The sequence below is a fragment of the Rathayibacter sp. AY1C4 genome (assembly GCF_002932195.1).
Taxonomy (GTDB): Bacteria; Actinomycetota; Actinomycetes; order Actinomycetales; family Microbacteriaceae; genus Rathayibacter.
In genome coordinates, this window is sequence record NZ_PSWE01000003.1 from 107,475 (window position 1) to 129,563 (window position 22,089).

Consider the following 22,089-nt stretch of genomic DNA (forward strand, 5'->3'; position numbering starts at 1 on the left):
GTCCAGGGCGCCCGCACCTCAGAGCTTCCCGACACGGAGCCGAACCCCGCCGATCGGCACCCGAACCCGAAGGAGTCCCCTGAGATGACCACCGAACGCCGCGTGCTGGTCCACCGCGACAAGCAGACCCTCGCCGGCTCGGTCGCCGCCCGGTTCCTCACCAAGACGATCGACGTCCTCGACGACTTGGGTTCGGCGAACGTCGTGCTCACCGGAGGGACGATGGGAGCCGCCACGCTCAAGGAGATCGGCTCCTCCTCCGCCGCCGGCAACGTGGACTGGTCGCGCGTGCACTTCTGGTGGGGCGACGAGCGCTGGGTGCCCCGCGGCCACGAGGACCGCAACGACGTCCAGGCCGGGGACCTCTTCAGCGTCCTCGATGTGCCGGCGGCGAACGTGCACTCCTACCCGGCCTCGGACGAGGGCCTGGACCTCGACGGCGCCGCCGCTGCCTACGACGCGGAGCTGCGCGAGCACGCCTCCGAGGGGCGCGACTACCCGCGCTTCGACATCACCTTCCTCGGCGTCGGGCCGGACGGGCACATCGCGTCGCTGTTCCCCGAGCGCTCCGCGATCCGCTCCACGACGCCCGGCGTCCTCGCCGTCCGCAACTCTCCGAAGCCGCCGCCCGAGCGCCTCACCCTCACGCTGCCGCTGATCAACCAGTCGGACCGCATCTGGATGGTGCTCGCCGGCGCCGACAAGGCCTCAGCCCTGGGCCTCGCGCTCGCGGGTGCCAGCACGAACGAGGTGCCCGCGTCAGGCGCGTTCGGTCGCAAGCGCACGGTGTTCTTCGTCGACCAGGAGGCAGCGGCTGAGGTCCCCGAGTCGCTCATCGCTCCGAGCTACTGAGCCCGGTCCGGAAACGACGGAAGGCCCGTCCCCCGAGGGGGCGGGCCTTCCGTCGTTCGTCGTCCGGTGAGGATCAGGACGGGGTCGCGGTGCCTCGTCGGGCGCGCAACTGCTGCAGCGCCTCCTCGAGGAGCTGAGCCGCCTCGGCCTCGGTGCGGCGCTCCTTCACGTAGGCGAGGTGCGTCTTGTAGGGCTCGGTCTTCGCGACCTGCGGCGGGTTCGCCCGGTCGCGGCCCGCGGGGAGACCGGACTGCGGCGAGTCGATCACCTCGGGGATCTCGTCCTCGGGGAGGGCCGCCGAGAAGTGGCGCACCGTCTCGTTGCCGAGAGCGTCCCAGTAGGAGACCGCGACGCGCTCCGCGTGGAAGCCCCGGTCCTGCTCGCCCATGGGTCCTGCGCCGACGCGCGAACCGCGGATTGCACTGCCGCCTGATGCCATTGCGAGTACCCCTATGCTCCGGTGGTGAACTTGGTGATGAGTCCGAGCACCACGATGCAGGCCAGCCAGACGACGCCCAGGATCACGGTGATGCGGTTGAGGTTGCGCTCGGCGACGCCCGACGCGCCGAGGTTGGAGGTGACTCCGCCCCCGAACATGTCGGACAGTCCGCCGCCGCGCCCCTTGTGGAGCAGGATCAGCATGGTGAGCAGGAGGCTCGTGATGCCCAGGATGACCTGGAGCACGACCTGGAGGATGTCCACGCGGTACCTTTCGAAGTTCTGGCGCGTTGCGCGCCCCGACGAGTATAACGGCGCCTGCGAATCCGCGAGGAATGCGTCGTCCCGTGTTCGGGGCGATGTATACGAGTGTCCGTCGAGGGGCGGAGCGGGTGGCCTCGTCGCGGTGCCCTCGACAACCTCTTCAGTCGCCGGACCGCGAGCCTGTGATCCACGTACCAGCGGATCGATCGAGCCGAACGCGCCACGCTCTCGGACGACACCCCGCGACGAGCCGACAGCCCCGGACCGGCCAACGCGCGAAGCCGGTGTGGGATCTCCGAGGCGAACCGGCGATCCGCGTCCCAGCGGATCTCCGTAGCCGAACGCATCCCGCTCTCGGAACCGCGCCCCGTCGCGAAGCCGACCGCGCCACGCCGCGCGGGGAGCGGCGTGGACGAAGCGAGGCGAACCGGCGATCCGCGTCCCAGCGGATCTCCGTAGCCGAACGCATCCCGCTCTCGGAACCGCGCCCCGTCGCGAAGCCGACCGCGCCAAGCCGCGCGGGGAGCGGCGTGGACGACGAGAGGGCGGGCCCGATGGGCCCGCCCTCTCGTCGCAGCAGCTCAGACCCCGACGTGGTTCCGGAATCGCGCGATCGCCGCGAACTCGTCGACCTGGAGGCTGGCGCCTCCGACGAGTGCTCCGTCGACGTCGGGCTCGCGCATGAAGCCGGCGATGTTTCCGGACTTCACGGAGCCGCCGTAGAGGATGCGGGTCTTCGCGGCGGTGTCGGCGCCGAGGACGTCGGCGACGACTCCGCGGAGCGCCTTGCAGACCTGCTGGGCCTGCTCGGGCGTCGCGGCCTGTCCGGAGCCGATGGCCCAGACCGGCTCGTAGGCGACGACGAGGTCGGCGTCCGCGGGGAGGCCGGTGAGGGCCTCCTTCAGCTGGGCGACCGGCACAGCCGACGGGCCGTGCTTCTCGAGGTCCTCCGCGGTCTCGCCGACGCAGATGATCGGAGCGACGCCGTGATTGACGGCCGCGGCCGACTTGGCGGCGATGTCCGCGTCCGTCTCGCCGTGGAGCGTGCGACGCTCCGAGTGGCCGACGATCACGTAGTCGCAGTCGAGCTGCTTCAGGAACTGGCCCGAGATCTCACCGGTGTAGGCGCCGCTGTCGAACTTCGAGACGTCCTGCGCGCCGTACTTGAGCGGCAGCTTGTCCGAGTCGACGAGGATCTGCACGGGCCGGAGGTCCGTGAAGGGCGGGAACACCGCGACCTCGACACCGTCGAAGTCGTGGTCGGCGTCCTTGAGGCTCCACGCCAGCTTCTGCACGAAGGCGATGGCCTGGAGGTGGTCCAGGTTCATCTTCCAGTTGCCGGCGATGAGCGGGGTGCGGGCGGCGGTGTCTACCATCCGAGGACCTCCAGTCCGGGGAGGCGCTTGCCCTCGAGGAATTCGAGGCTCGCTCCGCCTCCCGTCGAGATGTGGCCGAACTGGTCGTCGCGGAACCCGAGGGCGCGGACGGCCGCGGCGGAGTCGCCTCCGCCGACGACGCTGAGGCCGTCGACCTCGGTGAGCGCCTGCGCGACGGTCTTGGTGCCCGCCGCGAACGGCTCGAGCTCGAAGACGCCCATGGGGCCGTTCCAGAACACCGTCTCGGACGCCGCGATGATCTCGGCGAAGTGCGCGGCGGTGTCCGGTCCGATGTCCAGGCCGAGGCCCTTCTCACCGAAGGGCGTGCCCTCGATTGCGTCGGCCGAGGCGACCTGGTGCTCGGCGTCGGGGCCGAACTCCGACGCCACGACGACGTCCGTCGGCAGGACGATCTCCACGCCCAGCTCCTTCGCCTTCGCGAGGTAGCCGAGCACGGTGTCGACCTGGTCCGCCTCCAGCAGGCTGGCGCCGACCTCGTGGCCCTGGGCCTTGAGGAAGGTGAACAGCATTCCGCCGCCGATGAGGATCGAGTCGACCTTCGGCAGCAGGTGCTCGATCACGCCGAGCTTGTCCGAGACCTTCGAGCCGCCGAGGACGACCGCGTAGGGGCGCTCGGGCTTCTCGGTGAGCCGCTCCAGCACCTCGAGCTCGGCCGCGATCAGCGTGCCGGCGGCGCTGGGGAGAAGCTCGGCGAGCTCGTAGACGCTCGCCTGCTTGCGGTGCACGACGCCGAACCCGTCGGAGACGAAGGCGTCGCCGTAGACGGCCAGCTTCTCGGCGAAGGTGCGGCGCTCGGCTTCGTCCTTGCTCGTCTCGCCGGCGTTGAACCGGAGGTTCTCGAGGACGACGACCTGGCCGTCCTCGAGGGCGTCGACGGCGGCCGAGGCCGCCTCCCCGACGGTGTCCTCGGCGAAGGCCACCGGAGCGTCGAGCAGCTCGCCGAGGCGGGCGGCGACGGGAGCGAGGCTGTACTTCGCCTCGGGCTTCCCCTCGGGGCGCCCGAGGTGGCTCACGACCACGACTCGGGCGCCCTCGGAGACCAGACGCTGGAGCGTGGGCACCGACGCGCGCACGCGGCCGTCGTCCGTGATCGTTCCGTCCTTCAGGGGGACGTTCAGATCGCAGCGGACGACGACGCGCTTGCCTGCGAGGGAGCCCAGTGAGTCCAGAGTGCGGAGCGTCACTGCGCGCAGCCCTTAGAGCTTGCCGGCGACGAACTCGGTGACGTCGACGAGGCGGTTGGAGTAGCCCCACTCGTTGTCGTACCAGGAGGCGACCTTGACCTGGCTGCCGATGACCTTCGTGAGGCCCGCGTCGAAGATCGACGAGTGCGGGTCGGTCACGATGTCGCTCGAGACGATCGGGTCCTCGGTGTACTTGAGGATGCCCTTGAGGTCTCCCTCGGAGGCCGCCTTGTACGCCGCGTTGATCTCCTCGACGGTGGCGGGCTTGGTCAGCTCGACGGTGAGGTCGGTGATCGAGCCGGTCGGGACCGGGACGCGGAGGGCGTAGCCGTCGAGCTTGCCGACGAGCTCCGGGATGACCAGGCCGAGCGCCTTGGCGGCACCGGTCGAGGTCGGGATGATGTTGACGGCGGCGGCGCGGGCGCGACGCAGGTCGCTGTGCGGGCCGTCCTGGAGGTTCTGGTCGGCGGTGTACGCGTGGACCGTGGTCATCAGGCCGCGCTCGATGCCGAAGTTGTCGAGCAGCACCTTGGCGAGCGGCGCGAGGCAGTTCGTGGTGCAGGACGCGTTCGAGATGATGTCGTGCGTCGCGGGGTCGTAGGTGTTCTCGTTCACGCCGAGGACCAGGGTCGCGACGTCGCTGCCGGTGGCGGGAGCGGAGACGATGACCTTCTTGGCACCCGCGGTGATGTGCTTGCGCGCGTCCTCCGACTTGGTGAAGCGGCCGGTCGACTCGATGACGACGTCGACTCCCAGCTCGCCCCAGGGGAGGTTCGCGGGGTCGCGCTCCTCGAGGACGATGATCGGCTTGCCGTTGACGACGATGCGGTCGCCGTCGAGCTCGACGGTCGCGTCGAGGCGGCCCGTGATGGAGTCGTACTTCAGGAGGTGCGCGAGGGCCTTGTTGTCGGTGAGGTCGTTGACCGCGACGATCTCGAGGTCGCTGCCCTTGGCGAGGGCTGCACGGAAGAAGTTACGGCCGATACGGCCGAAGCCGTTGATGCCGATCTTGACGGACACAGATATCTCCTGGTGAGGAAAGGCACCTCGACGGTGCAGTGGAGGGGTGGAAGCCGACGACAGGGCGTCCCGGACACGGGGCCCGGGACGCCGAGATCGCTACGACAGTAGCAGCAGGCCCGAAGTCTTCTCGCGGGCCTTCTCGAAGCGCGCGGAGACGTCGGCCCAGTTCACGATGTTCCAGAACGCCTTGACGTAGTCGGCCTTCACGTTGACGTAGTCGAGGTAGAAGGCGTGCTCCCACATGTCGAGGAGGAGGACCGGGACGGTCGCCGCGGCGAGGTTGCCCTGGTGGTCGTAGAGCTGCTCGATGATGAGCTTCTCGCCGAGCGAGTCCCAGGCGAGGATCGACCAGCCGGAGCCCTGGATGCCGAGGGCCGAGGCGGTGAAGTGGGCGCGGAACTTGTCGAACGACCCGAAGTTGTCGTCGATGGCCGCGGCGAGCTCGCCGACGGGCTTGTCGCCGCCGTCCGGCGAGAGGTTGTTCCAGAACACGGTGTGGTTCACGTGACCGGCGAGGTTGAAGGCGAGGTCCTTCTGGAGCTTGTTCACGTTCGCGAGGTTCTCGCTGTCGCGAGCCTCCTGCAGCGAGGCGAGGGCGGTGTTCGCCCCGGCCACGTACGTCGCGTGGTGCTTGTCGTGGTGGAGCTCCATGATCCGCCCACTGATGTTCGGCTCGAGGGCCGAGTAGTCGTAGGGCAGTTCGGCGAGCGTGTAGTCAGCCATGTGCGATCTCCTGTTCGTGGTCGTCGCTCCCGTGCGACCCGCCGGCGTCTCGGCGTCCTCCGCGAGGCGGAGGAGGAGGGCCGGGAGTGTCCTGAGCGACCCGATCAGTCTAGCGAGGGGGCCCCTCCGCATTCGGAGGGCTTGCGTTGTTCGACCAGGAGACACTCAGCGTTCGCCGGGCGGGGCGCGCCGTGCGGCCGGGCCTACAGGTCCTGCAGCTCGGCCGGGAGGTTCGCGTCGGTGCCCGGGATGTCGAGGTCGGACGCGCGCTTGTCGGCCATCGCGAGGAGGCGGCGGATGCGGCCGGCGACGGCGTCCTTCGTCATCGGCGGATCGGCGTGGTGGCCGAGCTCGTCGAGGCTCGCGTCGCGGTGCGCGAGGCGAAGGCGCCCGGCGTAGCGAAGGTGCTCGGGGATGTCGTCGCCCAGGATCTCCATCGCGCGCTCGACGCGGGCGCACGCCGCGACGGCGGCCTGGGCGGAGCGGCGGAGGTTCGCGTCGTCGAAGTTGACGAGGCGGTTCGCGGTCGCCCGCACCTCGCGGCGCTGGCGCAGCTCCTCCCAGCTCGCGACGGTCGCGGTCGCGCCCATCAGGGTGAGCATCGCGCTGATGCTCTCGCCGTCGCGGATGACGACCCGGTGGACGCCGCGCACCTCGCGGGACTTGGCCTGGACTCCCAGGCGTCCGGCGGCTCCGACGATCGCCATGGCCGCCTCGTTGCCGGGGCAGATGATCTCGAGCGCCGCGGAGCGGCCCGGGTCGGTCAGCGAGCCCTGGGCGAGGAAGGCGCCGCGCCACAGGGCGGCGAGCTCCTCGCGGGAGCCGGTCGTGAGGCGGTTGGGCAGGCCGCGGACGGGCCGGCCCCGCTGGTCGAGGAGGCCGGTCTGCCGGGCGAGGGTGTCCCCGCCCTCGACGACGCGCACCAGCCAGCTCGTGGTCCTCCGGGATCCGCCGGCCGAGACGATGCTGCCCTCGCTGCGGACGCCGTACAGCTCGGCGAGGTCGCGGCGCACGCGGGTCGCGAGCGGGGCGGAATCGAGCTCGACCTCGACCGCGAGGCGGTTGGAGATGATGTGCAGTCCTCCGGAGAAGCGGAGGATGGTCGCCAGTTCGGCGGCACGGACGGTGTTCTTGCGCGAGACGATCGCGACCAGTTCGCCCTTGACGTCTGCGGTGAGGGCCACGGAGTCTTCCTTACGTCGGGTGCGCGGCTGAGCGCGCGGGGATCATTCTCGGCCGAGGTCGCGGTGCGCCACGTTGACGGCGACGCCCGGCAGCTCGGCCAGACGGGCCGCGACACGGCCCGCGACCGCGACGGAGCGGTGCTTGCCTCCCGTGCAGCCGATCGCGATGGTCGCGTGGCGCTTGTTCTCGCGCTGGTAGCCGTCGAGCACGGGGCGCAGGGCCCGGGAGTAGGAGTCGATGAACTCCTCGGCGCCCTGCTGGGCCAGCACGTAGTCTCTCACCTCTTCGTCGAGACCCGTGTGCGGACGCAGCTCCGGGATCCAGTACGGGTTCGGCAGGAACCGCGCGTCGGCCACCATGTCGGCGTCCGTCGGCAGCCCGTACTTGAAGCCGAAGCTCATCACCGTGACCTGGAGGCCCGCGCGGCCGGCCTCGGCGAAGCGCTCGGTGATGCTGGTGGCCAGCTGGTGGATGTTGAGGTCCGAGGTATCGATGACGATGTCGGCCGACTCCCGCAGCTGAGCGAGGCGCGTCCGCTCGGCGGAGATGCCGTCGAGGAGGGTCCCCCGGCCCTGCAGCGGGTGCGGACGGCGCACCTGCTCGAAGCGGCGGACGAGCGCGGCGTCGGTGGCCTCGAGGAACACCACTCGGAGGTCGACCCCGGCGCGCAGCTCGCGGACGATGTCGCCGAGGTCCTCGAAGAAGTCGCGTCCGCGGACGTCGACGACCGCCGCGATCTTCGGCAGCGTGTCCCCTGCACGCTGCGCCAGGTCGACCAGCGGGCGCAGCATCTGCGGCGGCAGGTTGTCGACGACGTACCAGCCGAGGTCCTCCAGCGCGTTCGCGGCCGTGGACCGGCCCGCTCCGGACATCCCCGTGACGATCAGCACGTCCTGCTGCTCGCTCTCCGTGCTCATGCGCTCTCCGTGCTCGTGTCTGCTCGTGTCCTCGGTGCCGGGCACCGGCCGCTCTCCCCCGGAGCGCGGGCCTCCAGCCTAAGGCGTGCCCCCGACGGCGGATCCGTCCGGATGCAGGTGCGCGTGGATCGCGCCCGCCAGCGTCGGGCCGATGCCCTTGACCTCGGCGATCTCGGCCTCGCCCGCCTCGCGGAGCCGGGCGACGGATCCGAAGTGCTTCAGCAGGTCGCGAACTCGCGTGCCTCCGAGCCCGGGCACCTCGGCCAGCTGCGACGAGATGTCGCGCTTGCGACGCGTCCTCTGGTGGGTGATCGCGAAGCGGTGCGCCTCGTCGCGGATGCGCTGGAAGAGGAAGAGCGCATCGCTGTTGCGCGGCAGGATGACGGGGAAGTCGGAGTCCGGCAGCCAGATCTCCTCGAGGCGCTTGGCGATCCCGCAGAGGGTGATGCCGGTCACCCCGGACTCGTCGAGCGCGCGCTGCGCGGCTGCGACCTGCGGCTGGCCGCCGTCGACGATCAGCAGCTGCGGGGGGTACGAGAACTTGCGCCGCTTGGCCTCGCCGGTCTCGGGGTCGACCGCCGCGGGCTCGACCGGCTCGCGGAGGTACGCGAGGCGGCGGGTGAGCACCTGGTGCAGCGACTCGGTGTCGTCCGTCGACTCCGCGATGGAGAACCGCCGGTACTGGTCCTTCCGCGCGAGCCCGTCCTCGAAGACCACCATCGAGGCGACGATGTTGGTGCCGCTGAGGTGGGAGACGTCGTAGCACTCCATCCGGAGCGGCGCCTCGCTCATGCCGAGGGCGTCGCGGATGTCCTCCAGGGCCTGCGTCCGAGCGGTGAAGTCGGCGGAGCGGCGGGTCTTGTAGAGCATCAGCGAGTGCTTCGCGTTCTGCGTCGCCGTCTCGAGGAGGGCGGCCTTGTCTCCGCGCTGGGCCGCTCGGAGGCGCACGTTCGTGCCGCGCAGTCCGCTCAGCCACTCCTCGAGCGCCTCGGTGTCCTCGGGCAGCTCCGGCACGACGACCTCCCGGGGCGGGACGTCGCCGGTCTCGTAGGCGGCCTGGAGGGCCGTGTCGACGAGCTCCGCCGTGCTCATGTCGAGCTCCTTGTCGACGACCCAGCCCCGCTCGCCGCGGATGCGCCCGCCGCGGACCCGGAACTGCTGCACGGAGGCGGCGAGCTCGTCGTGGACGATCGCGTAGAGGTCGACGTCCACGTTGTCCTTGAGCACGACCGCGCTCTTGGCGAGGACCGCGTCGAGGGCGGCGGCCTGATCGCGCAGCTTGCCGGCGCGCTCGTACTCCATCGCCGCGGCGGCCTCGCGCATCTCCTTCTCGAGCTCGCCGATCATCCGGCGGTCGTGGCTGCCCATGAAGGCGACGAAGCGGTCGACCATCTCGCGGTGCTCGGCGAAGGTGACACGGTGGGAGCAGGGCCCGCCGCAGCGGCCGATCTGCGACGCGAAGCAGGGCTTGCCGCTCTGCATGGCGCGCTTGTAGTTGGAGTCGTTGCAGGTCCTGATCGGGAACGCCTTGATCATCAGGTCGATCGTCTCGTGGATCGCCCAGATCTTCGGGTAGGGCCCGAAGTAGCGGGCCTTCCTGATCTTGGCGTTCCGCGTGACCATCACCCGCGGGGCCTCGTCGCCGAGCGTCACCGCCATGTAGGGGTAGGACTTGTCGTCGCGGAACTTGACGTTGAAGGGGGGATCGAACTCGTTGATCCAGGTGAACTCGAGCTGCAGGGCCTCGACGTCGGTGCCGACGACGGTCCACTCGACCCCGGAGGCCGAGGTGACCATTCGGCGGGTGCGCTCGTGCAGGCTCGGCAGCGGGGCGAAGTAGTTGCTCAGCCGCGCGCGGAGGTTCTTGGCCTTGCCCACGTAGAGCACCCGCCCCCGGGCGTCCGTGAAGCGGTACACGCCGGGGAGGGTCGGGATCTCACCCGGCTTCGGCCGGAAGTCGACTGTCTGCGCCATGCCTCTCGCTCGCGTCAGCCGAGGATCTCGGCGAGGAACATGCCGGTGTGGCTGCCCTCGACCTTCGCCACGTGCTCGGGGGTGCCCACCGCGACCACCTGTCCGCCGCCGGCGCCGCCCTCGGGACCCATGTCGATCAGCCAGTCGGCGGACTTGATGACGTCGAGGTTGTGCTCGATGGTGATCACCGTGTTGCCCTTGTCGACCAGGCCGTTGAGGACGAGGAGGAGCTTGCGGACGTCCTCGAAGTGCAGGCCCGTCGTCGGCTCGTCGAGCACGTAGACGCTGCGGCCGTTGGAGCGGCGCTGGAGCTCGGTGGCCAGCTTGACGCGCTGCGCCTCGCCGCCGGAGAGCGTGGTCGCGCTCTGGCCGAGGCGGACGTAGCCGAGGCCCACCTCCACCAGCGTGCGGAGGAAGCGGTGGATCGCCGTGATGGGCTCGAAGAAGTCGGCCGCCTCGGCGATCGGCATGTCGAGCACCTCGGCGATGTTCTTGCCCTTGTAGTGCACGGTCAGTGTGTCGCGGTTGTAGCGCGCTCCCCCGCAGACCTCGCACGCCACGTAGACGTCGGGCAGGAAGTTCATCTCGATCTTGATGGTGCCGTCGCCCGAGCAGGCCTCGCAGCGGCCGCCCTTGACGTTGAAGCTGAAGCGTCCGGGCAGGTACCCCCGCGCCTTCGCCTCGGTGGTCTCGGCGAAGAGGTTGCGGATGCGGTCGAACACGCCCGTGTAGGTGGCGGGGTTCGAGCGCGGCGTGCGGCCGATCGGGTTCTGGTCGACGTGCACGACCTTGTCGAGGTTCTCGAGGCCGGTGACGCGCGTGTGCTTGCCCGGCACCTTGCGGGCGCCGTTGAGCTGGTTGGCGAGCACGCGGTAGAGGATGTCGTTCACGAGGGTGCTCTTGCCGGAGCCGGAGACCCCGGTGACCGCGACGAACGTGCCGAGCGGGAACTCCGCGTCGACCTTGCGGAGGTTGTTGGCGTTCGCCCCGACGACCTTGATCATCCGCTTGCGGTCGATCTTCCGCCGCTTCTTCGGGACCTCGATCGCCTTGCGGCCCGAGACGTAGTCGCCGGTGAGCGAGTGGGTGTTCTCGAGCAGCGACTCGTAGGAGCCGGAGTGCACGACCTTGCCGCCGTTGACCCCGGCGCCCGGGCCGATGTCGACGATCCAGTCGGCGGTGCGGATGGTGTCCTCGTCGTGCTCGACCACGATCAGCGTGTTGCCCAGGTCGCGCAGCTTGATGAGGGTGTCGATCAGGCGGCGGTTGTCGCGCTGGTGCAGGCCGATGCTCGGCTCGTCGAGCACGTAGAGCACGCCGGTCAGCCCGGAGCCGATCTGGGTCGCCAGGCGGATGCGCTGCGCCTCGCCGCCCGACAGGGAGGCGGCGGCGCGCGAGAGGTTGAGGTAGTTGAGCCCGACCTCGATGAGGAAGTCGATGCGCGCGCGGATCTCGCGCAGCACCTGCGCGGCGATGTGCGCCTCGCGGTCGGTCAGCTCGAGCCGGCTCATGAAGTCCTGGGCGTCGCCGAGGCTGAGGTCGGCCACGTCCGCGATGCTCGCCCCGTGCACGAGCACGGCGAGCACCTCCGGCTTCAGGCGGGAGCCCTTGCACACGGGGCAGGGCACCTCGCGGAGGAACTCGGACCAGCGGGTGCGCTGGACGTCGGTCTCGGCCTGGACGAACTGGCGCTCGATGTAGGGCACGACGCCCTCGAAGCCCGAGGTGTAGCTCATCTCGCGGCCGTAGCGGTTCTTCCACTTGACCTTGACCTCGAAGTTGTCGCCGTGGAGGACGGCCTGCTGCACCTCGGTGCTGAGGCGCTTCCACGGGGTGGTGAGCGTGAAGCCGAGGTCGCGGGAGAGGCCGTCGAGCAGCTTCTCGTAGTACTGGAACAAGCCCTTGCCCTGGGTGGTCCAGGGGATGATGACGCCCTCGGCGATGCTCAGGTCGGGGTCGCCGAGCAGCAGCTCGTCGTCGACCGACATGCGCGTGCCGAGGCCCGAGCACTCCGGGCAGGCGCCGAAGGGCGCGTTGAAGGAGAAGGTCCGCGGCTCGATCTCGGTCAGCGAGATCGGGTGGTTGTTGGGGCAGGACAGCTTCTCGGAGTAGGTGGTCCAGGCGCCGTCGCCCTCGCCGTCGACGTAGTTGATCTGCACGATGCCGTCGGTGAGCCGCAGGGCCGTCTCGAGCGAGTCGGTGAGGCGCCCGAGGACGTCGGGGCCGGCCACGAGCCGGTCGACCACGACGGAGATGTCGTGCTTGTACTGCTTCTTGAGCACCGGCGGCTCGCTCAGCTGGACGAGCTTCCCGTCCACCATGGCGCGGGAGTAGCCGCCCGCGGTCAGCTCCTTGAAGAGGTCGACGAACTCGCCCTTCTTCTGGGAGACGACGGGGCTGAGGATCTGGTAGCGGGTACCGGTCTCGAGCTCCATCAGCTGGTCGGCGATCTGCTGCACGGTCTGCGCGGAGATCCGCTCGCTGCAGATGGGGCAGTGCGGGACGCCGATGCGCGCCCACAGCAGACGCATGTAGTCGAAGATCTCGGTGATCGTGCCGACGGTCGAGCGCGGGTTGCGGTTCGTCGACTTCTGGTCGATCGAGACCGCGGGGCTGAGGCCCTCGATGAAGTCGACGTCCGGCCGGTCCACCTGCCCGAGGAACTGGCGGGCGTACGCGGAGAGGGACTCGACGTAGCGCCGCTGGCCCTCCGCGAAGATCGTGTCGAAGGCCAGGGAGGACTTGCCCGAGCCCGAGAGACCGGTGAACACCACCATCGAGTCGCGCGGGATCTCGAGGTCGACGTTCTGCAGGTTGTGCACCCGCGCGCCGCTCACCACCAGCTTCGAGGACGACTCGTCGAGCGAGGAGACGAAGCGGTGGAAGGAGGGAGAGGGGGTGGAGGAGGGGTCCGTAACGGCGTTCAGGATCGACACTCCGAAAGTGTATGCGGAGCCACCGACATCGCCCGTGGCGTTCGCTGGGCGCTGATCCGCGGGCCCCTCCCCTTGCGGATCAGCGCCCCCGATCAGGACAGGTGCCCGGCCTTCTCCATCTGGCGGAGCTCGCGCTTGAGCTCCTGGACCTCGTCCCGCAGCCGGGCCGCGAGCTCGAACTTGAGCTCGCCCGCCGCCTGGAGCATCTGCCCGTTGAGGTCGGAGATGATCGCCTCGAGGTCGTTGCCGCCGTTCGCGGCGAGACCCTGACGGCGCAGGTTCGGCGTCGGGCTCTTCTTCTTGGCGTCGCGCCCGGCGAGCAGCTTGGCGGTGTCGGCCCCCTCGCGGGCGAGGGCGTCGGTGATGTCGGCGATCTTCTTCCGCAGCGGCGTCGGGTCGATGCCGTGGTCGAGGTTGTAGGCGACCTGCTTCTCGCGTCGGCGGTCGGTCTCGTCGATCGCGAGCCGCATCGAGTCCGTCACCTTGTCGGCGTACATGTGGACCTCGCCCGAGACGTTGCGCGCCGCACGGCCGATCGTCTGGATGAGCGACGTGGACGAGCGGAGGAAGCCCTCCTTGTCGGCGTCGAGGATCGCCACGAGCGAGACCTCGGGCAGGTCGAGCCCCTCGCGCAGCAGGTTGATGCCGACCAGGACGTCGTACACGCCCGCTCGCAGCTCCGAGAGGAGCTCGACGCGCCTCAGGGTGTCGACGTCGGAGTGCAGGTAGCGGACCCGGACGCCGGCCTCCGTGAGGAAGTCGGTGAGCTCCTCGGCCATGCGCTTCGTCAGCGTCGTGACGAGCACGCGCTCGTCGCGCTCGGTGCGGCGCTTGATCTCCTCGAGCAGGTCGTCGATCTGGCCCTTCGTCGGCTTGACGACGATCTCGGGGTCGATCAGGCCGGTCGGGCGGATGATCTGCTCGACGATGCCGTCGGCGATGCCCATCTCGTAGCGGCCCGGGGTCGCCGAGAGGTAGACGGTCTGACCGACGCGCGACTTGAACTCCTCCCACTTCAGGGGCCGGTTGTCCATCGCCGAGGGCAGGCGGAAGCCGTGCTCGACTAGCGTGCGCTTGCGGGACGCGTCGCCCTCGTACATCGCACCGATCTGCGGCACCGTCACGTGCGACTCGTCGATCACGACGAGGAAGTCGTCCGGGAAGTAGTCGAGCAGGCAGTGCGGGGCCTCGCCCGACTCGCGGCCGTCGATGTGGCGGGAGTAGTTCTCGATGCCGGAGCAGAATCCGATCTGCTGCATCATCTCGAGATCGAAGGTCGTGCGCATCCGCAGGCGCTGCGCCTCGAGGAGCTTGTTCTGCTTCTCGAGGTCGGCCAGGCGCACCTCGAGCTCCTGCTGGATGGTGTCGATCGCACGGTGCATGACGTCCTGGCTGGCGACGTAGTGCGAGCCGGGGAAGACCGACACGGAGTCGAGCTTCCGGACGATGTCGCCGGTGAGCGGGTGGAGCGTGTAGAGCGCCTCGATCTCGTCGCCGAACATCTCGATCCGGATCGCGAGCTCCTCGTACATCGGGATGATCTCGATCGTGTCGCCCCGCACCCGGAAGGTGCCGCGGGCGAAGTCGACGTCGTTGCGCGCGTACTGCATCGACACGAACTTGCGGATGAGGCGGTCCCGGTCGACCCGCTGGCCGACCTGGAGCGCCACCATCGCCTCGAGGTACTGCTCGGGCTGGCCGAGGCCGTAGATGCAGGAGACGGTCGACACCACGATCACGTCGCGGCGGCTCAGGAGCGAGTTCGTGGTGGAGTGGCGCAGCCGCTCGACCTCGGCGTTGACCGAGCTGTCCTTCTCGATGAAGGTGTCGGTCTGCGGGACGTAGGCCTCGGGCTGGTAGTAGTCGTAGTACGAGACGAAGTACTCGACGGCGTTGTTGGGGAACAGCTCGCGGAACTCGTTGGCGAGCTGCGCGGCGAGGGTCTTGTTGTGCGCGAGCACGAGCGTGGGGCGCTGCACGGCCTCGACGAGCCAGGCCGTGGTCGCGGACTTGCCGGTCCCGGTGGCGCCCAGCAGGACGACATCGGTCTCGCCGGCGTTGATGCGGGCGCTCAGATCGGCGATCGCGCCGGGCTGGTCACCGCTCGGCTTGTACTCGCTGATGACCTCGAACGGGTGCACGGCACGGGTTGGCTCCATGGTTCGAAGCGTAGCCGCGACCACCGACACCGGACGGCGCGTGCGCTGGCGGCGAACGGGGCTGCGCTCTCCGGCCGGGCCGCTCGGCCACGAGGGCGGGTGTCCGGGACGGACCGTCAGCGGGCGAGACGCTCCCACAGCGCGTCGGTCCGAGCGAGCGTCTCCTCCAGCGTGCCGGAGGAGTCGATCACGACGTCGGCGAGGGCGAGGCGCTCCTCGTCGCTCGCCTGCGACGAGACCCGCGCACGAGCCTCCTCCTCGGTCAGTCCCCGGAGGGCGACGAGACGCTCGATGCGGAGGTGCTGCGGCGCGTGCACGACGACCACCTCGTCGAACTCCCCCGCTCCACGGCCCTCGGCGAGGAGGGGGACGTCGTAGACGACCACCGCGGCCGGGTCCGCCTCGGCGGCCTCCGCGAACAGCCGCTGCGAGCGGAGCGTCACCGCCGGATGGGTGATCGCATTGAGGTCGGCGCGGGCCGCCGCGTCCGAGAAGACGATCGCGCCGAGCGCCGGGCGGTCGAGCGCGCCGTCCGCGCGGATCACGGACGGGCCGAAGCGCTCGGCGATCGCCGCCAGCGCCGGCTCCCCCGGCTCGACGACCTCGCGCGCGAGGACGTCGGCGTCGACCACCACCGCTCCGTGCTCGGCGAGACGGCGGGCGACGGTGGACTTGCCCGAGGCGATGCCTCCGGTGAGGGCGACGAGATGCACCCGGCCACCCTACCCAGCGCCGTCGCCCGGAACGCCGAACGGCCGGCCCCCGAGGGGACCGGCCGTTCGATGCGATGTGCTCGCGATCAGTTGTTCGAGGACAGCTTCTCGCGGAGCGCGGCGAGCGACTCGTCGTCGGCGAGGGTGCCGCCGGTGGTCGACTCGCTGGTGAAGCCGGCGCCGACCGAGACGCCCTCGGAGACGGTGGCCGCCTCCTCCTGCGACTTGGCGACCTGGGCCTTGTGGGCCTCCCAGCGCGCCTGAGCAGCGGCGTACTCCAGCTCCCAGGCCTCGCGCTGCGACTCGAAGCCCTCGCGCCACTCGTTGGTCTCGGGGTCGAAGCCCTCGGGGTACTTGTAGTTCCCCTGGTCGTCGTACTCCGTGGCCATGCCGTAGAGCGCCGGGTCGAACTCGGTGCCCTCGGGGTCGACGTTCTCGTTCGCCTGCTTGAGCGAGAGGGAGATGCGGCGACGGTCGAGGTCGATGTCGATGACCTTGACGAACACCTCTTCGCCGACCGACACGACCTGCTCGGCGAGCTCGACGTGCTTGCCCGACAGCTCGGAGATGTGGACGAGGCCCTCGATGCCGTCCGCGACGCGGACGAAGGCACCGAACGGGACCAGCTTCGTGACCTTGCCCGGCGCGACCTGTCCGATCGCGTGGGTGCGGGCGAAGACCTGCCACGGGTCCTCCTGGGTCGCCTTGAGCGAGAGCGACACGCGCTCGCGGTCGAGGTCGACCTCGAGGATCTCGACGGTGACCTCCTGGCCCACCTCGACGACCTCGGAGGCGTGCTCGATGTGCTTCCAGGAGAGCTCGGAGACGTGGACGAGACCGTCGACCCCGCCGAGGTCGACGAACGCGCCGAAGTTGACGATCGACGACACGACGCCCTTGCGGACCTGACCCTTGTGCAGGTTGTTCAGGAACGTGGTGCGGCTCTCGGACTGGGTCTGCTCGAGGAGCGCGCGACGCGACAGGACCACGTTGTTGCGGTTCTTGTCGAGCTCGAGGATCTTCGCCTCGATCTCTTGGCCGAGGTACGGCGTGAGGTCGCGGACGCGGCGCAGCTCGATGAGCGAGGCCGGGAGGAAGCCGCGGAGGCCGATGTCGACGATGAGACCGCCCTTGACGACCTCGATGACCGAGCCGGTGACGACGCCGTCCGACTCCTTGATCTTCTCGACGTCGCCCCACGCGCGCTCGTACTGCGCACGCTTCTTGGACAGGATCAGGCGACCCTCCTTGTCCTCCTTCTGGAGGACGAGGGCCTCGACGCTGTCGCCCACGTTGACGACCTCGGAGGGGTCGACGTCGTGCTTGATGGAGAGCTCGCGCGAGGGGATGACGCCCTCGGTCTTGTAGCCGACGTCGAGGAGGACCTCGTCGCGGTCGATCTTCACGACGGTGCCTTCGATGAGGTCTCCGTCGTTGAAGAACTTCAGAGTCTTTTCGACCGCGGCAAGAAAGTCTTCAGCAGACCCGATGTCGTTGATCGCGACCTGCTTGGTTGCCTTGTCGGTCGTTGCGGTTGTCATTAAGGGATGCTCCAGGATGGATGGGTCTCGGGCGGCGGCCGCCTGCGGGCCTCGCGGCTCGGCGGAGTGGTGACCACTGCGGTGGTGAGGGATGTGCCTCCGGCCCGGGAGCCGCGCTCGGCCGGCCGGAGGACCGGCCTTCCTCGCGCGCCGCGGGCACGGCGGCGCCACAGATGTGACACCCCAGCTTAGACGCCCCGGGAGGCGCACGGCAATCTCGCCGCGCCCGTCCAGGCGCGGGTTCCGGAGTCAGCCGGCGAGGGAGGAGCGGAGGGTGTCGAGACCGACGCCGCCGAGGTCGAGCGCCCTCCGGTGGAAGGCCGCGAGCGAGAACGCGGCGCCCTCGCGCGCCTCCGCCTCGTCGCGCAGCTGCTCCCAGATCCGCTGCCCGATCTTGTAGGACGGAGCCTGCCCCGGCCAGCCGAGGTACCGGTTCACCTCGAAGCGCACGAACGCGTCGTCCATGTTCACGTTGGCCCGCAGGAAGTCGAGGGCCGAGTCGGCGGTCCAGACGGTGCCGGAGCCCGGCATCGGCTTCTGGAGGTGCACGCCGATGTCCAGCACGACGCGCGCCGCGCGCATCCGCTGTCCGTCGAGCATGCCCAGGCGGTCGGCCGGGTCGTCGAGGTAGCCGAAGCGCTCCATCAGCCGCTCCGCGTAGAGCGCCCAGCCCTCGGCGTGGCCGGAGGTCCCGGCGAGCTGACGGCGCCAGGTGTTGAGGCGGGCGCGGTTGTGGACGGCCTGGCCGATCTGCAGGTGGTGGCCCGGGACGCCCTCGTGGTAGACCGTGGTCAGCTCCCGCCAGGTGGCGAACTCGGTGACTCCGGCCGGGACCGACCACCACATCCGCCCCGGGCGCGAGAAGTCGTCGCTCGGACCGGTGTAGTAGATGCCGCCCTCCTGGGTCGGCGCGATCCTGCACTCGAGGCGGCGCACCTCCTCCGGGATGTCGAAGGCGGTGCCGGCGAGCTCGCGGACGGAGCGGTCGCTGGTCTCCTGCATCCAGGCCTGCAGAGCGTCGACGCCGTGCAGAGTGCGGGCCGGGTCCGCCTCGAGGTGGGCGATCGCCTCGGCGACGGAGGCGCCGGGCAGGATCTCGCGCGCGATCGCCTCCTGCTCGGACGTCATGCGGGCCAGCTCCTCGATCCCCCACTCGTAGGTCTCGTCGAGGTCGACGACAGCGCCGAGGAAGCGGCGGGAGTGCAGCGCGTACAGCTCCCGGCCGACGGCGTCCTGCTCGGTCGCGGCGGGGGCGAGCTCGCCCCGGAGGAACTGCGCGAGCGACCCGTAGGCGGCCGAGGAACGGCGGGCGCCGTCCTCCAGTCGCTGAGCGAGCGACGCGGGCAGGGATCCGGCGGCGGGAGCGGCCTCCGCGGCCAGCTCGGCGAAGAACCCGCGGGGAGCGGCGATCTTCCGCGCCTGCTCGGCGACGAGCTCGACCTGGCGGCGGGCGGGGACCACGCCGGTGCGGATCCCCTCGCGCAGGGTCTCCGCGTAGCCCTCGAGGGCGGCCGGCACGGCCAGCAGCCGCTCGGCGACCGCCTCCCAGTCGGCGACCTCGTCCGTCGGCATCAGGTCGAAGACGTCGCGCAGCTCCTGCGCCGGAGACGCGATCACGTTGAGGTCCCGCAGCGGCAGACCGGCGTCGTGCCCCTCCAGGGAGAGCCGGAGCTCGGCGCCGAGGTCGGCGGCCGTGACGCGGTCGACGTCGTCCACGGGGTCGGCGGCCTCGAGCTCGGCGAGGGCCGAGGCGGTCGCCGCCCGGGCCTGCTCGAGACCGGCCGGCGAGTAGTCGCCCAGACGGCCGTTCGCGCCGCTGCGTCCGATCGCGGTGCCGAGGGTGGGGTCGAGGTCGACGAGCGTGTCGACCCAGCGCTCGGCGACGGCGTCGACGGCGGTGGGCTCGCGGGGGGTGTCGGTGCTCATGCCTCCGAGCCTAGCCAGGCCCTGCGGCCGGCTCAGTGCGCGGCGACGTCCCAGTCGGACCCGTGGCCCACCTGCACCTCGAGCGGGACGCTCAGGTCGGCGGCACCCGCCATCCGGCCGCGGACGACCGCCTCGAGCGGCTCCTCCTCGCCGGGGGCGACGTCGAAGATCAGCTCGTCGTGCACCTGGAGGAGCATCCGCGAGCCGAGCCCCTGCTCGTCGAGGTCGGCCTGCACGCCGATCATCGCCCGCTTCATGATGTCGGCGGCCGAGCCCTGGATCGGCGAGTTGAGCGCCGCCCGCTCGGCGTTGTCGCGGAGGACGCGGTTCGCGCTCTGCAGGTCGGGGAAGGGACGCCGGCGACCGAAGATCGTCTCGGTGTAGCCGGTCTCGCGGGCCTGCTCGACGACGCTGCGGAGGTAGTCGCGCACCGCGCCGAAGCGGACGAAGTAGTCGGTCATCAGCTGCTTGGCCTCGGCGCTCGAGATGCGCAGCTGCTTCGACAGGCCGAAGGCGCTCAGGCCGTAGGCGAGGCCGTACGACATCGCCTTGACCTTGTTGCGCATGGCCGAGGTGACGTCGCCCGGATCGACGCCGAAGATCCGCGATCCGACGAAGCGGTGCAGGTCCTCGCCGGAGTGGAAGGCCTCGATCAGCCCGGCGTCGCCGGACAGGTGCGCCATGATCCGCATCTCGATCTGCGAGTAGTCGGCGGTGAGGAGGGTGCTCGCCTCCGCTCCGTGGACGAAGGCGGTGCGGATGCGGCGGCCCACCTCGCTGCGGACGGGGATGTTCTGCAGGTTCGGGTCGTTGGAGGAGATCCGGCCGGTGGCCGTGCCGGTCTGGTCGTAGCTGGTGTGGATCCGGCCGTCGGCGGTGACCGACTTCTCGAGCGTCTCGATGATCTGCTTGAGCTTGGTCGCGTCGCGGTGCTCGAGGAGCAGCCCGAGGAACGGGTGCGGGTGGGACTCCTGCAGGTCGGCGAGGGCGGAGGCGTCGGTGGTGTAGCCCGTCTTCGTGGCCCGGGTGCGCGGCATGTCGAGCTCCTCGAAGAGGACCTGCTGCAGCTGCTTGGGCGAGCCGAGGTTCATCTCGTGGCCGATCTCGGCGAACGCGCGGCTCGCGAGGTCGGCGGCCGAGACGGTCAGCTCGGCGCGGAGGCGCGCCAGCACGTCGGCGTCGATCGCGACGCCGGTGAGCTCCATCGTCGCGAGGACCTGGACGATCGGCAGCTCGATGTCGACGAGCACCGAGAGCATCCCCTCGCCCAGCCGCTCGCGCAGCGGAGCGACGAGCCGGTACGCGTACCAGGCCTCGGTGGCGGGCCCCATCGGCTCGACGGTGGGGACCAGCTGGTTCGGGTCGCCCTGCGCCATGGTCTCGTCGAGGTGCTGCGCGACCTGCGCCGCGAGCGTGGCCGGATGCCCGGTGGGCTGCACCAGCCAGGAGGCGACGCGGGTGTCGAACGCGAGCCCCGCGACGGGGAGTCCGGCCCTCCGCAGCGCCTTGATCTGGGGCTTCGCGTCGGCGAAGTACTTGGGGGCGGGCCCGGCCAGCCACTGCTCGAGCGCGGTGTAGTCGGGCCGCTCGGCGGCCCACGGGACGAACGCCGTCTCCTTCTCGACCGCGAGGCCCACACCCTCGAGCCCGCCGGCTCCGAGCAGGACCTGCACGGCGACCGGCGCGGTGCCCTTCGCCGACACGCGGTCGAGCCAGTGCGCGAGCTCCTCGTCGACCAGGGTGCGGACGGCGGGTGCGGAGGTCGTGACCACGTCGCCCGCCAGGGCCGCGGCAGCGCCGTCGACGCCCTCCTCCGCGGCGATCGTGAGGACCCGCTCCTGCAGGGTTTTGAACTCGAGGCGGCTGAAGATCTCGCGGACCGCGTCGGGATCGATCGGACGGCGCGTCAGATCGTGCGGCCCGAGGGGGAGCTCGACGTCCGTCACCAGCCGGTTGAGGCGGCGGTTGCGGAGCGCGTTCTCCTTCTGCTCGCGCAGCTTCTCGCCGACCACGCCCTTGATCTCGTCGGCGTGGGCGATGATGTCGGCGACCGTTCCGTACTGGTTGACCCACTTCGCGGCCGTCTTGGGGCCGACCTTGTCGACGCCGGGCAGGTTGTCGCTCGTCTCGCCGACGAGGGCGGCGATCTCGGGGTACTGGTGCGGCTCGACGCCGTACTTCTCGAACACCTTGTCGCGGTCGTAGCGGGTGAGCTGCGAGACGCCCTGGGTGGAGGGGTAGAGCAGGGTGACGTCCGGGGTCACCAGCTGGATGGTGTCGCGATCGCCCGAGACGACCAGCACGCGGAAGCCGGCCTCGGCCCCCTGGCGCGCGAGCGTCGCGAGGATGTCGTCGGCCTCGAAGTCCTCCTTCGAGACGGTCCGGATGTTCATGGCGTGCAGCGCCTCCTCGAGGAGGGGGACCTGGCCCTTGAACTCGGGCGGCGTCTCGCCGCGGGTGCCCTTGTACTCCGGGTACTCGCGGGTGCGGAACGAGTAGCGGGAGATGTCGAACGCGACGCCGAGGTGGGTCGGCTTCTCGTTCTTCAGCAGCAGGATCAGCATCGAGAGGAAGCCGTGGATGGCGTTCGTGTGCTGGCCCTCGCGGGTCTGGAAGCTGTCGACCGGGAGCGCGTAGAACGCCCGGAACGCCAGGGAATGGCCATCGACGAGCAGGAGGGTAGGCTGTTCCGGATCTGACACAGGGCCAGACTACACAGCGCCTCCGACACCGGATCGGCCCGCTCGCGCCCGCCGGTCAGGGCCGCTCCGAGGCTCCAGCGCGAGGAGCGACGTGACCGAGCCGACCCCCACCACGACCGCCTGGAACCGCCCGCCCGCGCTCGACCTGGTCGCCG

At 70.3% G+C, this 22,089-nt stretch carries 16 protein-coding genes; 1 reads left to right on the forward strand and 15 read right to left on the reverse strand.

Annotated elements, in window-relative coordinates:
- Positions 1 to 84 precede the first annotated feature (84 nt).
- Positions 85 to 852: a 6-phosphogluconolactonase gene (pgl, locus tag C5C99_RS02525; protein WP_104221917.1), complete on the forward strand. Its 768-nt coding sequence runs from the start codon at positions 85 to 87 to the stop codon at positions 850 to 852.
- A gap of 73 nt (positions 853 to 925) precedes the next feature.
- Here pgl and C5C99_RS02530 read toward each other — a convergent pair whose 3' ends face one another.
- The 15 genes from C5C99_RS02530 to polA form a co-directional block, all read right to left on the reverse strand.
- Positions 926 to 1,291 carry an RNA polymerase-binding protein RbpA gene (locus C5C99_RS02530; RefSeq protein WP_055791968.1) on the reverse strand — a complete coding sequence of 122 codons (366 nt, stop codon included), beginning with the start codon at positions 1,289 to 1,291 and terminating at the stop codon, positions 926 to 928.
- An 11-nt stretch (positions 1,292 to 1,302) separates the two neighbouring features.
- Positions 1,303 to 1,554, reverse strand: a complete 252-nt coding sequence (gene secG / locus C5C99_RS02535; RefSeq protein ID WP_104221915.1) for a preprotein translocase subunit SecG — start codon at positions 1,552 to 1,554, stop codon at positions 1,303 to 1,305.
- Between the two features lie 581 nt (positions 1,555 to 2,135).
- Positions 2,136 to 2,930, reverse strand: coding sequence for a triose-phosphate isomerase (gene tpiA, locus C5C99_RS02540; protein ID WP_104221913.1), 795 nt, complete (start codon positions 2,928 to 2,930; stop codon positions 2,136 to 2,138).
- Positions 2,924 to 4,135, reverse strand: a complete 1,212-nt coding sequence (locus tag C5C99_RS02545; protein WP_104339551.1) for a phosphoglycerate kinase — start codon at positions 4,133 to 4,135, stop codon at positions 2,924 to 2,926. The genes tpiA and C5C99_RS02545 overlap by 7 nt, the downstream gene beginning before the upstream one ends.
- 12 nt (positions 4,136 to 4,147) lie before the next feature.
- Complete coding sequence (gene gap, locus C5C99_RS02550) at positions 4,148 to 5,155, reverse strand: type I glyceraldehyde-3-phosphate dehydrogenase (RefSeq protein WP_104221909.1); 1,008 nt, start codon at positions 5,153 to 5,155, stop codon at positions 4,148 to 4,150.
- 99 nt (positions 5,156 to 5,254) lie between these two features.
- Complete coding sequence (locus C5C99_RS02555; RefSeq protein ID WP_104221907.1) at positions 5,255 to 5,881, reverse strand: superoxide dismutase; 627 nt, start codon at positions 5,879 to 5,881, stop codon at positions 5,255 to 5,257.
- A 203-nt stretch (positions 5,882 to 6,084) separates the two neighbouring features.
- On the reverse strand, positions 6,085 to 7,065 hold the full coding sequence (whiA, locus tag C5C99_RS02560) for a DNA-binding protein WhiA (protein ID WP_104221905.1): 981 nt from the start codon (positions 7,063 to 7,065) through the stop codon (positions 6,085 to 6,087).
- Positions 7,066 to 7,107: 42 nt separating this feature from the next.
- On the reverse strand, positions 7,108 to 7,983 hold the full coding sequence (gene rapZ, locus C5C99_RS02565; RefSeq protein ID WP_097166020.1) for an RNase adapter RapZ: 876 nt from the start codon (positions 7,981 to 7,983) through the stop codon (positions 7,108 to 7,110).
- A 78-nt stretch (positions 7,984 to 8,061) separates the two neighbouring features.
- Positions 8,062 to 9,957 carry an excinuclease ABC subunit UvrC gene (gene uvrC / locus C5C99_RS02570; protein ID WP_104268633.1) on the reverse strand — a complete coding sequence of 632 codons (1,896 nt, stop codon included), beginning with the start codon at positions 9,955 to 9,957 and terminating at the stop codon, positions 8,062 to 8,064.
- A gap of 14 nt (positions 9,958 to 9,971) precedes the next feature.
- A complete protein-coding gene (gene uvrA / locus C5C99_RS02575) occupies positions 9,972 to 12,797 on the reverse strand; it encodes an excinuclease ABC subunit UvrA (RefSeq protein WP_258063608.1) in 2,826 nt (941 codons plus the stop codon).
- Positions 12,798 to 12,985: 188 nt separating this feature from the next.
- A complete protein-coding gene (uvrB, locus tag C5C99_RS02580) occupies positions 12,986 to 15,052 on the reverse strand; it encodes an excinuclease ABC subunit UvrB (protein WP_104221901.1) in 2,067 nt (688 codons plus the stop codon).
- A 116-nt stretch (positions 15,053 to 15,168) separates the two neighbouring features.
- Positions 15,169 to 15,765, reverse strand: a complete 597-nt coding sequence (gene coaE / locus C5C99_RS02585; protein ID WP_104221899.1) for a dephospho-CoA kinase — start codon at positions 15,763 to 15,765, stop codon at positions 15,169 to 15,171.
- Positions 15,766 to 15,851: 86 nt separating this feature from the next.
- Positions 15,852 to 17,306 carry a 30S ribosomal protein S1 gene (gene rpsA, locus C5C99_RS02590; protein WP_104225298.1) on the reverse strand — a complete coding sequence of 485 codons (1,455 nt, stop codon included), beginning with the start codon at positions 17,304 to 17,306 and terminating at the stop codon, positions 15,852 to 15,854.
- Between the two features lie 249 nt (positions 17,307 to 17,555).
- The gene (locus C5C99_RS02595) at positions 17,556 to 19,232 is read right to left on the reverse strand and encodes a DUF885 domain-containing protein (RefSeq protein WP_104339552.1); all 1,677 of its coding nucleotides are present in this window, start codon (positions 19,230 to 19,232) and stop codon (positions 17,556 to 17,558) included.
- Positions 19,233 to 19,264: 32 nt separating this feature from the next.
- On the reverse strand, positions 19,265 to 21,934 hold the full coding sequence (gene polA / locus C5C99_RS02600; protein ID WP_104267313.1) for a DNA polymerase I: 2,670 nt from the start codon (positions 21,932 to 21,934) through the stop codon (positions 19,265 to 19,267).
- Positions 21,935 to 22,089 lie beyond the last annotated feature (155 nt).